This window comes from Actinomyces israelii, from assembly GCF_030253495.1.
GTDB lineage: Bacteria > Actinomycetota > Actinomycetes > Actinomycetales > Actinomycetaceae > Actinomyces > Actinomyces israelii.
Genome location: NZ_CP124548.1, coordinates 3,884,971 through 3,897,891, shown reverse-complemented (window position 1 = coordinate 3,897,891; position 12,921 = coordinate 3,884,971). Strand labels below are relative to the sequence as shown.

Annotated in this window: 12 protein-coding genes; 5 read left to right on the top strand and 7 right to left on the bottom strand. The window is 71.4% G+C overall.

Translation table 11 applies throughout. The features are described 5' to 3' along the window. Positions 1 to 178: 178 nt before the first annotated feature. The 4 genes from rpsF (at position 179) to rplI (ending at position 1,966) form a co-directional block, all read left to right on the top strand. Entirely contained in the window at positions 179 to 466 is a 288-nt protein-coding gene (gene rpsF, locus AIF0345_RS16215) for a 30S ribosomal protein S6 (RefSeq protein ID WP_043560280.1), read from the top strand. A gap of 24 nt (positions 467 to 490) precedes the next feature. Beyond that, a complete protein-coding gene (locus tag AIF0345_RS16210) occupies positions 491 to 1,087 on the top strand; it encodes a single-stranded DNA-binding protein (protein ID WP_285296733.1) in 597 nt (198 codons plus the stop codon). A gap of 171 nt (positions 1,088 to 1,258) precedes the next feature. Then, positions 1,259 to 1,495, top strand: a complete 237-nt coding sequence (gene rpsR / locus AIF0345_RS16205) for a 30S ribosomal protein S18 (protein WP_043560285.1) — start codon at positions 1,259 to 1,261, stop codon at positions 1,493 to 1,495. A gap of 15 nt (positions 1,496 to 1,510) precedes the next feature. After that, a complete protein-coding gene (rplI, locus tag AIF0345_RS16200) occupies positions 1,511 to 1,966 on the top strand; it encodes a 50S ribosomal protein L9 (RefSeq protein WP_285296732.1) in 456 nt (151 codons plus the stop codon). A 517-nt stretch (positions 1,967 to 2,483) separates the two neighbouring features. On the opposite strand, the gene AIF0345_RS16195 is transcribed toward rplI, so the two are convergent. The 6 genes from AIF0345_RS16195 to AIF0345_RS16170 form a co-directional block, all read right to left on the bottom strand. Beyond that, positions 2,484 to 3,131 carry an NAD(P)-dependent oxidoreductase gene (locus AIF0345_RS16195; RefSeq protein ID WP_268917726.1) on the bottom strand — a complete coding sequence of 216 codons (648 nt, stop codon included), beginning with the start codon at positions 3,129 to 3,131 and terminating at the stop codon, positions 2,484 to 2,486. A gap of 107 nt (positions 3,132 to 3,238) precedes the next feature. Continuing rightward, positions 3,239 to 3,832: a TetR/AcrR family transcriptional regulator gene (locus AIF0345_RS16190; protein WP_268917727.1), complete on the bottom strand. Its 594-nt coding sequence runs from the start codon at positions 3,830 to 3,832 to the stop codon at positions 3,239 to 3,241. 263 nt (positions 3,833 to 4,095) lie between these two features. Beyond that, complete coding sequence (locus tag AIF0345_RS16185; RefSeq protein ID WP_285296731.1) at positions 4,096 to 6,531, bottom strand: sensor histidine kinase; 2,436 nt, start codon at positions 6,529 to 6,531, stop codon at positions 4,096 to 4,098. A 9-nt stretch (positions 6,532 to 6,540) separates the two neighbouring features. Next, complete coding sequence (locus AIF0345_RS16180) at positions 6,541 to 7,185, bottom strand: response regulator transcription factor (RefSeq protein WP_043564495.1); 645 nt, start codon at positions 7,183 to 7,185, stop codon at positions 6,541 to 6,543. Positions 7,186 to 7,398: 213 nt separating this feature from the next. Then, complete coding sequence (locus AIF0345_RS16175) at positions 7,399 to 9,867, bottom strand: sensor histidine kinase (RefSeq protein WP_285296730.1); 2,469 nt, start codon at positions 9,865 to 9,867, stop codon at positions 7,399 to 7,401. Between the two features lie 263 nt (positions 9,868 to 10,130). Beyond that, on the bottom strand, positions 10,131 to 11,390 hold the full coding sequence (locus AIF0345_RS16170) for a glycosyltransferase (protein ID WP_285296729.1): 1,260 nt from the start codon (positions 11,388 to 11,390) through the stop codon (positions 10,131 to 10,133). Positions 11,391 to 11,450: 60 nt separating this feature from the next. Between AIF0345_RS16170 and AIF0345_RS16165 the strand changes: the two genes are divergently transcribed. Further along, a complete protein-coding gene (locus tag AIF0345_RS16165; protein ID WP_268917731.1) occupies positions 11,451 to 12,281 on the top strand; it encodes an alpha/beta fold hydrolase in 831 nt (276 codons plus the stop codon). A gap of 31 nt (positions 12,282 to 12,312) precedes the next feature. Here the strand turns inward: AIF0345_RS16165 and AIF0345_RS16160 are convergent, their stop codons facing one another. Beyond that, the gene (locus AIF0345_RS16160) at positions 12,313 to 12,900 is read right to left on the bottom strand and encodes a LuxR C-terminal-related transcriptional regulator (protein WP_285296728.1); all 588 of its coding nucleotides are present in this window, start codon (positions 12,898 to 12,900) and stop codon (positions 12,313 to 12,315) included. Positions 12,901 to 12,921: the final 21 nt, after the last annotated feature.

Sequence of the window (12,921 nt, the reverse complement as noted above, 5' to 3'; positions counted from 1 at the left end):
GTGGCGCACCGCACGCCGCCCGGAGGGGTGCCCGCCTTCCGGGCGGCGCACCGTCTCCGGTAGTGTGCGGAAGTCAGCCCCGTCGTCGGGCATCCGGTCGGCGGCGCGGCCACACGCATCACCCTCCTGTCACGGAAAGGCCGTGACCGCTTGAGTCCAGAGGAGGTGGGTACCAAGCATGCGTCACTACGAGATCATGATCATTCTCGAGCCCGAGACGGATGAGCGCACCATTGCGCAGTCGCTCGAGAAGCTGCTGCAGGTCGTCCCCAGCAACGGGGGCACGGTCGACAAGATCGACATCTGGGGCAAGCGCCGTCTCGCCTACGACATCAAGAAGAAGTCCGAGGGCTTCTACGTCGTCGTCGATATGACCACCGCGCCCGAGACCGCCCAGGAGCTCGACCGCCAGCTCGGCCTCAACGAGTCCGTTCTGCGCACCAAGCTCCTGCGTCCCGAGGCCTGAGACCGACCGGGAACGGAGAGAAGCATGGCTGGCGAGACCACCATCACCGTCATTGGAAACCTCACCGCGGACCCCGAGCTGCGGTACACCAGCAGCGGCATCCCCGTGTGCTCGTTCAGGGTGGCCTCGACCCCGCGCGTCCGCAACCGTCAGACGGGCGAGTGGTCGGACGGCGACCCGCTCTTCCTGGGGTGCGAGCTGTGGCGCGATGCCGCCGAGAATGCGGGCGAGTCCCTGAAGAAGGGCATGCGCGTCATCGTCCAGGGCAACCTGTCCCAGCGCTCCTACCAGACCCAGTCCGGGGAGCAGCGCACCGTCTACGAGCTGAAGAACTGCGAGGTCGGTCCGTCGCTGTTCCGCGCCCGCGCCCAGGTCACGCGCAATGAGCGCGGCGGCGGCTACGGCGGCGGTTACCAGGGCGGTGGCGGCCAGGGCGGCTACCAGCAGAACCAGGGCGCCCCCAGCCAGGGGGGTTCCGGCGGCTACAACGGCGGCGGCCAGGGCGGCTACGGCGGGGGCGGCGGCCAGCAGCCGACGTACAACGCTCCGGCCGGTGGCGCCTCGGACGACCCGTGGGCCACGGGCGGGGCGACCAGCTTCGGCGACGAGCCCCCGTTCTGATCCTCCGGGGGCGCCGCGGGTCGGGCCGACGACGGCTTCGGTCCGCCAGGCCGGCCCTCATCGCGCAGTGCGCCGCCGGCCGGCGCCGCGCACACATCACATCTCGCATGAGCGCCTGGAGCGCTTGGCACCATGAGCGCCCGAGGCGCTTGAAGCAAGGAGTACCGAACTATGGCGAAGCCCCAGCTTCGTAAGCCGAAGAAGAAGATTGGCCCCATCAAGGCCATCAAGGTCGGCGCTATCGACTACAAGGACACCGCCACGCTGCGGAAGTTCATCTCCGACCGCGGCAAGATCCGCGCGCGCCGCGTCACCGGCGTGTCCGTCCAGGACCAGCGCAAGATCGCCAAGGCCGTTAAGAACGCCCGCGAGATGGCGCTGCTGCCCTACTCAAGCTCTGCTCGCTGACGGGAGGAGGAAGGAATGACCACCAAGCTCATTCTCACGCACGACGTGTCTCACCTCGGTGAGGCCGGTGAGGTCGTCGAGGTCAAGGACGGCTACGCACGCAACTACCTCATTCCCCGCAAGCTCGCGACGCCGTGGACCAAGGGCGCCCAGCGCCAGATCGACCAGATGGCCGAGGCCCGCCGCAAGCGCGCCATCGCCTCCCTGGACCAGGCTCAGGCCGCCCGCGCCTGGCTGACCGAGAACGTCGTCACGGTCACCGCCACCGCCGGCGTGAACGGCCGCCTCTTCGGCGCCGTCACGACCGCCGACCTCGCCCAGGCCGTCAAGGATGCGGACGGTCCGGCCCTGGACCGCCGCAAGATCGAGGTCGTCCCTCCGATCAAGTCCACCGGTCGTCACAGCGCCTCGGTGCGCCTGCACCCCGACGTCGTCGCCCCCCTCGAGGTCAACGTCGTCGCCGCGCGCTGACGGCCGGCTTTCCGGCCTTGCTGGCGTCCGCGAGGCCGTACCCCCGTACCCCTGCGCGCCCGGTCGTCTCAGGCGCCGCGGTCGTACCTTCAAGGTACGGCCGCGGCGCTTAGGGTACGAGCTCGTGGGCCGGGGTACGACTTCGCGGGTCGGACGGGGCTCGGCTCGGGCCCGCAACACCGCTGCGCCCCGTCGAGATAGACATTCTCGTACGAGATAGACGGTGACACCGCCTACCTCGTACGAGAATGTCTATCTCGACGCAGGAGGGGGCGCAATGCAGAGGCAGAGGGAGTGGGCTGCTGCCGGGCGTGCTTCGACGGCGCGGTTTGTATGGCACGACGACGCTGACGTCCGGCTCCTGCGCGCGTACAGTCGGGCCGTGCACGAGGGCGGCCGGCTCGTGGCTGAGGCAGTGCGCGGAGGACGCCCGGGCAGGTGCTGCCGCGCACCGCGCCATCCCGACGAAGAATCAGCACCAACCGGCAAGCCTCGCCAAGCCGTCGTGAGTCAGGTCTCAGGCCCGGCGGAACCCCTTCTCCGTGGTCACGAGGAGGCGCTGACCGCGCGTGTCCGGGTTCTCGGCGGCCGCGAGGATCTGGGCTGCGGCATCGTCGAAGGAGAGCGTCGGCAGGCCCGGCACCTTGGCGACCCGGTCCAGGGGCAGGGTCACGGCCGTGCCGGTGGCGGCGGCGTCCTTGAGGTTGACCGGGTAGAGAATCGTCCACGGAAGGCTCGAGGCCTGGAGGAGCCTGTCCGAGGCGTCCTTGTCCGCCATGAAGCCGCCGAGCACGTGGCGGTAGACGAACCGCATGTACCAGGAGGCCTTGCCCGCCGTGTCGCCCGCTCCGAAGGCGGAGACGAGCACGAGGCGCGGCGCCCCGGCACTCTTGAGGCCCTCGATCACCCCGGGCAGGTTGGTCTGCATGAAGGACTTGTCCGAGGGCTTGCCGGTGATGGCCACGACGACGGCGTCGGCGTCCCGGGCCGCCTGGGCGATGGTCTCCGAGTCGGTGGCCGACCCCCGGATGACGGACAGGTTCGGGGCGGCCGCGATCGCCTCGGGGCGGCGGGCCACGACCCTGACGTCATGACCGGCTGCGAGGGCTCGCGACAGAATGCGGGAGCCGACGTTGCCCGTGGCTCCGATGATGGTGAGCTTCATGGTGTTCTCCTTAAGGTGCGCGAGTATCGGGCCCGACGCCGTCGGGCGGGGGGTGATAGTCGCTCTGTGAATGTGCGGGCGAGTGGCTGCCGCTGGGACGGGGCGGCTCAGGAGCCGGTGTCGGTCGCCTCGAGGTCGCGTCCCAGGACGGTGGCCAGGACGGACAGGCACAGGCCGATGGCCTCGCCCTGCTCGGCGGGGCCGGCGTCGGCGATGTCCTGGCCGATAGCCGTGACGAAGACGAGCCAGGCGTGAAGGTTGCGGCGCGTTGCCGGGGTGTCCTCCGCCCCCGTCAGAGCGAGGATGCGCTCGATATGCGTGCTTCGGCTGCGCTCGACGACGGTGCTGATCCCCGCCGGGTCGCCGGTCGCGTAGAGCTCGCGCAGGCCTCCGCTGGCGGAGTGGAATCGGGCGAGGTAGGCGCGCAGGGCCGCCTCGGCGTTGTCCCGCGGGCTCAGACTCGGGTCGATGTCCGTGTCCGCGAGGAGCTGGTCCGCCTCGGACTCGAGGACGGCGCGCAGGAGATCCTCCTTGCCCGGGAAGTAGTGGTAGACGAGGGCGCGGGTCACGCCCGCCGCCTTGGCCACCGCGCTCACGGAGGTGCCGATGACGCCGTAGCGGGCGAAGTGCTCCGCGGCGACGCCGAGGATCTGGCTGCGGCGTTCCTCGGGGGCAAGACGCGAGCCACTCTTGTTGGACATGTGGCCAACATAGATGGAAGTTAGACACGTGTCAATCAAGGTGATGGTGAGAGCTCCCGCAGTGGTGGATCCCGCAGGGTGTCGGGCGGGGCCGGGCGCGCGCGGCTGCTCGCCCCGCACACGCCTCCCACCCCCTGCGGCACTTACTACGCCTCTTTGCCCCTTACTACGCTTCTTCTCCTCGTACAGTAAGGGACAAAGGAGCGTAGTAAGCGTTCTGGCGCTACCCGGGCACGAGCCGATCGCCGCCCCCGCCCAGCCGCTCACGCGGGCGCCCGCGTGACGGGGCGGCCGTCCTCCCCGATGAGGACGACGTCGTCGGCGGTGACGACGGACATGAACTCCGGGCGCTGACGGGGCGGGAGGAGCCGGATGATGACACGCCCCCCGTCGGCCCTGTCGAGCGCCTGAACGGCCCGGGTCATGACGGCGTCCCGGATCCGGCCCGCGGCCTTCTCGGCCGGCCCCCTGTCGTCGAGGAGAGTGACGTCGATGCCGCGGGTGCGGGCGGCGCGCGCGGCATCGACGACGTCGGTGCCGGTGAAGACGTGGGCCCGGCGCTCGTCGCGCAGCTCGGCCTCGAGCATGCGCGCCTGCGCGCACAGGGCGGGCGTGCTCGGCCGTCCGGAGGAGACGGCGGTGAGGACGGGCGTGCTGCGTTCGCGGACCGAGTCCATAGCCTGTCGCATGAGCCTCTGGCTCTCCTGCTCGGCGCGGCGACGGGCGGCCGCCTCGGCCCCGATCGTCTCGTTCTCGGCGGTGGCTGCGGTGAGAGCGACCGACAGGCGCGCGATCGCGCGCCACAGGCACACCGGGATGATCTGCCCCGCCATCCAGGTCAGGATCATGGTCGGGTCCCAGCCCGTCGCCAAGGTCCAGACGCCGGAGGTGGCCACGAGGAGTCCGAGGCCGGCCCACGCTTCCCGGATCCGATCCCGCGCCAGGAGCCCGCAGCACAGGGCCGCCCCCGCACCGGTGCACCACGCGGCGCAGCCGGGCCACCCCGCGACATCGATCTGGAACAGGACGGCCGGATTCGCCGCGCCGATGAGGACCGCCGCCCATGCGGCCGCCCGGCGCGGCATGCGCTGCTTCGGCCATGCCCTGAGCATGAGGAGCGCGGCAGCCGACATGGCGCCGAGTCCCCCGATGACCGGCGCGGGCCGTCGGTAGGATCCCGCCCGCACCTCCAGGAGAAGGACGTAGGTGCAGATGGCGAGCACGCACACGGCGATGACCCGCGTGATTGGGGCCTCCATGCACGCCGACAGGGACAGCGGCGAGGCCGCGGCCGGTGCCGGGCCGGCGGGGCGTCCCGGGCGCGGGCCGGCGGGCTCCGGCTCGGCCGGGCGCCGGGCGCGGTCCGTCCAGGTGAGGGTCACGGTGGTGCCGGCGCCCGGCGCGGCGTCAATGCGGGCGGTGCCGCCGACGTCGTGCATGCGCGCCACGATCGATCCGGTGATGCCGTGCCGGTCCAGGGGCGTGCGATCGGGGTCGAAGCCGCGGCCGTCGTCGGAGATGGTGACGACGACGCCGTCCGGGTCGCTGCGCAGCGTGGCGGTGCGCGTGACCCCGTCCGAGGCTCCCCGCTCCGGCGCGGCGCCGGCGGCGTGGGCCAGGGAGTTGCGCAGCGCCTCCGCCGCGGCCCCCTCGAAGGCCTGCGCGACGCTGCGGGGCACGGGCGGGTCCCGGTCGATCGAGCTGGAGACGACGACGCCGTCGCCCCCGATCGCCCGCAGCCGCCCGCTCAGAGCGCCGAAGAGCCTCGAGGCGCTGCGCGTGGCCGCCTGCCGGTCGGCGGCCACGTCCAGCGAGGCCAGGGCCTCGCGGGCGCTCTGGCGCAGCCGGGGGGAGGTCGCCGGCACGGTGGGGACGGACTTCAGGACCGACAGGATGTGGTCGTGGACGAAGTCGTCAGCCTCCCGCTGCGCCCGGGAGCGCGACTCGTCGATGCGGAGCCGGGCGACCAGGGTGCGGCGGCGGGCGCCGGACTCGTCCAGGGCGGCCGCCTGCTGCTGCAGCCACGCGAGCACCCCCATGGTGCCCAGATTGAAGGCCAGGCAGACCAGGACCTCCTCGAGCGGGGACTGCGCGGGGTAGCCGCTGTGAGCGGGGTAGGTCCACGTCAGGGGAAGGGGCAGGGCCGCCACGTAGGCGAACCGGCCGCGCGTGGGCAGGACGGCGGTGGCCGCCACCGCGGCGGCGGGGTAGTAGCAGGTCAGCGGGTTGGGGACGGGCACTGCGTCGGGCGCGCCGCCGGCCGGAGGGAGCGGGTGCCCGGCGGCCAGCAGGACGAGGGCCGCGTACCCGATGAGGACCGCCGGCAGGACCGCGCGCCACACGCGGTCCGCGGCTGCGGCTCGGGCCCCGCGGGACGGTACGGGTGCGCGGCCCTCGTCGGACCCGGGGTGCGTCGCAGGGCCCGCCAGCCCGATAGCGGCCGCGCCGCCGGCGATCAGCGGCGGGAGCAGCAGGGCGAGCGTCACGGCCCAGGGCGGCTGGTGGATCTGGGCGAGCGCGGTCCGGATGGGCGGCACGACCGGCATGGACGGCGCGGCGAAGAACTCCGCCACCACGGCCGCGGTCGCGGCGGTGACGACGACGAGCCTGCGCATCCGCAGGACGTAGGGGCCAGGCGCGAGCCCGGACGAGGGGGCGGCGAGTTCTCCGGCGAGCTCCTTGGCGGAGGATGTCGTCATGGGCGGCGGTTACTCGTAGTAGCTGATCAGGCCGTCGCGGGCGACCTCCTTGAACAGGGCGACGCGCGAGTTGGTCGTCAGGCGGCCGGCGGCGCGGTACTTCTCCTTGATGCGCGCGACGTACTGGTTGACGCTGTTGACCGACAGCCCCAGGGCACGGGCGACCGTGCTGGCCTGCATCCCGTTGGCGTACAGGGTGATGACCTGGGCCTCCCGCTCGCTGAGGTGCTGCCCGACGAAGTTCTCGTCCTCCTCCAGGGCGCGCGCCCAGTCGAGGCTGGCGCTGGGGCGGCCCTCCAGGGCGGCCTCGATGGCCTCGATGAGCTCGCGGGTGGGCGCGGTCTTGTTGATGATCGCCATGACGGCCTCGGTGGCGGTGGCCTCCCTGATGAGGTCGGGGGCCTCGCCGGAGGTGTAGACGACGACGGGGATGGAGCGGCGCGCGAGCTCCTGGATGACCTCCGCGGGCCGGGTGCCGTCGTTCAGGCGCAGGTCGAGGATCGCCAGGGCGCGGCCTGCCGGCCACACGACGTCGCGCAGACTCCTGAACCAGCTGACTGTCCATGTCAGCCCGGCTCGGGCGAATTCGTTCTGGCAGCCTTGCGCGATCATCTCGTGGTCGTCAATGACCAGGATGGAGCACTCGGCGTCCATGGTGCCTCCTTGAGGGTGGTCCGGGCTCGACGCGCGGGGGGCAGGGGACGGGCGCAAGACGTCAGCGGAAGTTCGGGATGGGGGAGGGCTGATGGTATCGCACCGGCATTCTTGGTTGCCATAGAGCATGATGGTATCCTGCGCCGCCCCTGCATGCATATGTCCCCTCGGTCGCGCATGTTGCCTGGCCTCCTCCGCCGCCGGCGCCCGGGCTCAGGCGGGCGCCGGCGCGGCGGGCCGGCCGTCTGCGGTGACGAGGAGGATGCTGTCGGTAGTGACGACGGACATGAGCATGGGGCGCTGGCGCAGCGGGAGGAGCCGGACGACGACGCGCCCGCCGGCGGCGCCGCCCAGTGCTCGGACGGCGTGGGCGATGACGGCCTCCCGGACGTCGTCGGACAGGTCCGTGTCCGCGCCCCGGTCGTCGAGGAGGATGACGTCGATGCCGCGGGCTCGGGCGGCGCGCGCGGCATCGACGACGTCGGTGCCGGTGAAGAAGGGGGCGCGGCGCTCGTCGCGCAGCTCGACCTCGAGCATCTGCGCCTGCACGCGCAGGCCGGGGGTGATCGGTCGGCCGGAGGCGATGTCGGTCAGGATGGGCTCGACACGTTCGCGGACCGAGTCCGTGGCCTGTTGCATGAGCGCCTCGCTCTCCTGCTCGGCGTGGCGACGGGCGGTCACCTCGGCGCTGATCGCCTCGCTGGCGGCGGTCGCCGTGGCCAGGGCCACCGACGTGCGCGCAATGCCGTACCAGATGCACAGGACGATGAGCTGCCCGGAGACGTAGGTCAGGATCATGCCCGGGCCGCGGCCGGTCGCCAGGATCCAGGCGGCGGACGTCGCCGCGATCAGGGCGAAGCCGGCCCATGCCTGGCGCGGCCGCTCCCTGGCCAGGAGCCCGCAGCACAGCATGGTGCCCGCGCCGGTGCACCATGAGGCGTAGCCGGACCACTCCGCGTCGGCGATCTGGAACAGGACGAGTGCGTTGGCGCCCCCTGCGACCGCGGCGATCAGGTCGGCAACCAGGTCGGGCATGCTGTGCCTCGGCCACGACCTGAGCATGAGGAATGCGCCGATCGATACGGCGATGAATCCGATAATGACCAGGGCAGGGTGCCGGTACGGCCTCGCCCGCACCTCCAGAATGACGATGAGGACGTAGAGGGCGAGAAGGCAGGCGAGAACGACCCGCGTGATCGGGGCCTCCATGCACGCCGACAGGGACAGCGGCGAGGCCGCGGCCGGCGCCGGGCCGGCGGGGCGTCCCGGGCGCGGGCCGGCGGGCTCCGGCTCGGCCGGGCGCCGGGCGCGGTCCGTCCAGGTGAGGGTCACGGTGGTGCCGGCGCCCGGCGCGGCGTCAATGCGGGCGGTGCCGCCGACGTCGTGCATGCGCGCCACGATCGATCCGGTGATGCCGTGCCGGTCCAGGGGCGTGCGATCGGGGTCGAAGCCGCGGCCGTCGTCGGAGATGGTGACGACGACGCCGTCCGGGTCGCTGCGCAGCGTGGCGGTGCGCGTGACCCCGTCCGAGGCTCCCCGCTCCGGCGCGGCGCCGGCGGCGTGGGCCAGGGAGTTGCGCAGCGCCTCCGCCGCGGCCCCCTCGAAGGCCTGCGCGACGCTGCGGGGCACGGGCGGGTCCCGGTCGATCGAGCTGGAGACGACGACGCCGTCGCCCCCGATCGCCCGCAGCCGCCCGCTCAGAGCGCCGAAGAGCCTCGAGGCGCTGCGCGTGGCCGCCTGCCGGTCGGCGGCCACGTCCAGCGAGGCCAGGGCCTCGCGGGCGCTCTGGCGCAGCCGGGGGGAGGTCGCCGGCACGGTGGGGACGGACTTCAGGACCGACAGGATGTGGTCGTGGACGAAGTCGTCGCTGAGCCGGCGCGCCTTCGAGCGGGACTGCTCGGTGCGCAGGTCGATGAGGAGCGCGCGGCGCCGGGCATCGGCCTCGTCCAGGGTGTCCGCCTGGCGGAGCAGCCACGTGAGCACCCCCATGTCGCCCAGGCAGGTGGCCAGGTAGAGGGCGACCTCCTCCACCGCGATGTGTGTCGGGCCGGCCCCGCTCGGAGGGTAGGTCGCCAGAAGGAGCGGCGCGAGCATGATCACGTAGGCGAACCGGCCCCGAGGGGGCAGGACCGCGGTGGCCGCCACCGCGGCGGTGACGTAGTAGTCGACCAGCGGGTTGGGGGCGGGCGCGGTGTCCGACCGGTGGTAGGACGGCAGCACCGGGAGCCAGGCCGCCAGCAGGACGAGGGCCGCGTAGCCGACGAGGAGCGCCAGGAGGGCCGTCTGCCATACGCGGTCCGTGCTGGTGACCGCGGCGGCCGCGGCCGTGGGGCGGAGCGCCGGCGTGGTTGTGGGGCGGGGTGCCGGCGCGGTTGTGGGGCGGGGTGCCGGCGTGGCCGCCGGTCCCGGTCGGCGTCGGCGGTTCACCGGGCGGGCCAGCACGTGGGCCAGCACTGCGCCCCCGGCGACCAGCGGCGGGATCAGCAGGGCGGGCAGCAGGGCCCAGAAGAGCGGCCGGTGCGCGGTCTGCGCCATAATGCGGATCGATGGCGTGATGAAGCAGGCCGACATGAGCGTGGTGGCCACCGCCATGGCGACGACGAGTCTGCGCATCCGCAGGGAGTGGGGGCCGGTGGCGAGCCACGGCGGCGAGCTGGTCAGGGCACTCGTTGGGGCGGACATGGGAGGTGATCACTCGTCTTCGTTGATCGGGCCGCGGCTGCTGGTGCACCCGGTATCCATAGCGTCTCCTCGCGGGCCCCGGGCCCGACGGCGAGATGGTGCTGCGGGCATGGGTGCATAGCGTCAGCAGAATCGAAACAGTATAATTATACTAAGGTTTCTCACATTGAGGTCACAGACTGCGACGGGAACGCGACGGCGCTCCGTCCTCCCTCCCGGCGCTCTTCTGGTGTCCTCCCGCCGTTCTTCCGCCGTGACGGGCCTTATGCCCTCGCCTTCGCCCTCGACCGGTCGGCGATCGCAGTCTCATAGAGCTGGATGTAGGCGCGGGCGGTGGCCTCCGGGGACAGCTCGGCGAAGACCGACGACGTGCCCGCCGCCAGCGCCCGGCGTCGACCGCTGTCCGCCAGCGCCACCATGCCGTCGGCCAGTGCGGTTCGGGACGGGCCGACCAGCAGGCTGTTCGTCGGGTGGAGGCCGACGTCGAGGCGCTCGTCGCAGTACAGCACCGGAACGCCGGCGGCGAGGGACTCGATGATGGAGATGGGCTGGTTGTCGAATCCGTGCGAGGCCAGGACGAACACGTCGCTGTCGCGGAGGTGCTGGATGAGCTCCGCCTGGTCGCCGATGTGCCCGGTGAACACGACCTGCGGCATGTTCCGGGCGCGCGCCCGGAGGGACGGCAGCTCCGCGCCGTCGCCGACGATGATGAGCTGGCTGTGAGGGATGTCCGCCTGGCGGAACGCCTCGATCATGACGTCGAGTCGTTTCTCCCTGGCGATGCGGCTGACGCTGATGAAGCGGATGGCGCCGTCGTGGCGCTTGCGGTGCGTGCCGGCGATGATCGATTCGAGCGAACGGCTGTAACCGGTCGGTATGACTCGGCCCGACAGCGGCGTGCGGTCGGGGGCCGCCGCCCGGATGTAGCGCTGCATGAAGCCCGACGGCGTGGTGAACGCGTCAACGGAGGCGGCTATCAGGGCCTGGGTGCGCCAGTCGAAGCGGCCGATGGCCGACTCGCCGGACAGGACGCCGCCCGATGGTCGCGGGCCGGGGCGAGGAGAACGGCCGCGGAGCGACGCCAGTTGGTGCGCTCTCAGCCGGTACCCGAGGCTGGCCAGCAGCGTGAGCGCCTGCCTGGTGTGCGCGCCGGCGATGTTGGTGTGAAAGGTGTGGACGTGGGGGATGCGTTGAAGCCGCGCGATCCGCGCCGCTAGGATGACCGCGCCGACGTCGGTGTGGCTGTGAATCACATCGAGTCGCTGCTGCCCGCTGATTTGTCTGGCCAAATGCGGGCTGCTCGATAAAATGGTCGTGTGCGGCGGCAGCCCGGGCGGCCGGTGGAATGGCGCGGCAATAGTACGCGCATTCTCCGGGGGCTCCAGCGGCGTCCGCGGCGCGATCAGGGTCACACTGTGCCCGGCGCGGTTCAGCTCGACGATCTGAGTTTGCACGGACCTGCTAACCCCGCTAGAGTCCGGGTATGTGTCGTCGAGCACGAGGGCGATATGCAGTACCTGCATGCTATCATTATAGGGTGACCGTCAACCGGCACGCGACCCTGTTGCTAATGAGGTGCATACATGTGGAGAGTCGACTCTCTTCAGCAGATAGCGCTTGAGCTCGACTGCCGAGAGCAGAGGAGAAGCGGTATCGGCTGGCTGGAGTGCGACACGGGTGCGCCGCGCACTGCGGTGATCTTTCACGGCGTGACGGGCGGCAAGATGGACATGCTGCCGATTATGCGCGCATATGCGAGATGCGGTTATGCCGTCTATGCGATCGATCTTCCGGGTCATGGCGGGTCCGATTTTCTGGAGGCGAAGAGCTTCGATGATCTGGCCGGATGGTGCGATCGGGCGCTGCGGAGGATCGGCCGAACCCCCGACGTCATCGTCGCCAACTCCTATTCTTCGTCATTGCTGTACTGGTATATGTGCCGGGGATTCCTGCCGACCTGCACGCGAGTTATCCTCGGGTGCCCGGTGCCACGGGTCTCGTGGTTGTCCAATGCTCTGCACCTGCTGTCCGTCCGGGCACCCGAGCGGTTCTTCTGGCCGATCTACAACTCCAGCGGCATCCGGGTGGCCAGGACCGCGCTGCTCCTGTCGTCCCTCGATCGGAGCGCCTGGGCCTGGACGCTCGAGTCGGAACGGAGGAAAGAGCAGTACACGAGTCAGCGGGCCGCGAATACGCTGACGGAGCTGATTTATCGACGAAACCCGTTCGAGACGACGCTGCCGGAGGACGTGCAGCGGCGTGTGACGGTAGTGATGGGGGAGAACGATCTCCTGGTCAACCGCAGGTCCCGAGAGCTGATGCACCAGCTGCTGCCCTGCTCGTTGTTCCGCAGCGTGCCGCACGCGGGGCACCTGCTGCAGTTCGAGGCGTGGTCGCGCCTCTTGCCGGAGTAGCTGCACAGAGCCGCTGGGGGAGTGGGTCGCCTCAGGATCCGGCGGTCGGGCGGCCGGTTCTGCGATACTTCTCCCTGATCCGCGCGATGCATGTGTTGACGGTGGGGACGGACAAGCCCAGGGTGCGGGCGACACGGGACGACTTCATCCCGCCGGCGTACAGGGCGAGGACCTGGACCTCCTGGTCGCTGAGGCCATCGGCGGCGGGGCTCTCGTCCCTCTCCGGGGCGCGCGCCCAGTCGTGGCCGGCGCCGGGACCGCCCTCCAGGGCGGCTCTGACGGCGTCGATGAGGTCCTGGTTCGCGGCGCCCCTGCTGACGACCGACGCGGCCCCGGCGGCGATGGCCTCGCGGATCGGGACTGGGTCGTCGCAAGAGGTGTAGACGACGACGGGGATGGAGCGGCGCGTGAGCTCCCCGATGATCTCTGCGGGCCGGCTGCCGTCGTCGAGGTGCAGGTCGAGGATCGCGAGGGTGCGGCCCTCGGGCCATACGACGTCGCGCAGGCGTCCGAACCGGGTGACCGTCCACGGCAGTCCGGCCTCGTTGAACATGTGCTGACAGCTGTGCGCGACGAGCGCGTTGTCGTCAATGACGATAACGGAGCAGACGTCATCCATGGTGCCTCCTCGGCGGGGTCC

Coding starts and splice junctions, on each gene's coding strand:
- AIF0345_RS16190 (WP_268917727.1), bottom strand. CDS start 3,832: ATGTCCAACAAGAGTGGCTCGCGTCTTGCCCCCGAGGAACGCCGCAGC.
- AIF0345_RS16165 (WP_268917731.1), top strand. CDS start 11,451: ATGTGGAGAGTCGACTCTCTTCAGCAGATAGCGCTTGAGCTCGACTGC.
- AIF0345_RS16185 (WP_285296731.1), bottom strand. CDS start 6,531: ATGACGACATCCTCCGCCAAGGAGCTCGCCGGAGAACTCGCCGCCCCC.
- AIF0345_RS16195 (WP_268917726.1), bottom strand. CDS start 3,131: ATGAAGCTCACCATCATCGGAGCCACGGGCAACGTCGGCTCCCGCATT.
- rplI (WP_285296732.1), top strand. CDS start 1,511: ATGACCACCAAGCTCATTCTCACGCACGACGTGTCTCACCTCGGTGAG.
- AIF0345_RS16180 (WP_043564495.1), bottom strand. CDS start 7,185: ATGGACGCCGAGTGCTCCATCCTGGTCATTGACGACCACGAGATGATC.
- AIF0345_RS16175 (WP_285296730.1), bottom strand. CDS start 9,867: ATGTCCGCCCCAACGAGTGCCCTGACCAGCTCGCCGCCGTGGCTCGCC.
- rpsR (WP_043560285.1), top strand. CDS start 1,259: ATGGCGAAGCCCCAGCTTCGTAAGCCGAAGAAGAAGATTGGCCCCATC.
- rpsF (WP_043560280.1), top strand. CDS start 179: ATGCGTCACTACGAGATCATGATCATTCTCGAGCCCGAGACGGATGAG.
- AIF0345_RS16170 (WP_285296729.1), bottom strand. CDS start 11,390: ATGCAGGTACTGCATATCGCCCTCGTGCTCGACGACACATACCCGGAC.
- AIF0345_RS16160 (WP_285296728.1), bottom strand. CDS start 12,900: ATGGATGACGTCTGCTCCGTTATCGTCATTGACGACAACGCGCTCGTC.
- AIF0345_RS16210 (WP_285296733.1), top strand. CDS start 491: ATGGCTGGCGAGACCACCATCACCGTCATTGGAAACCTCACCGCGGAC.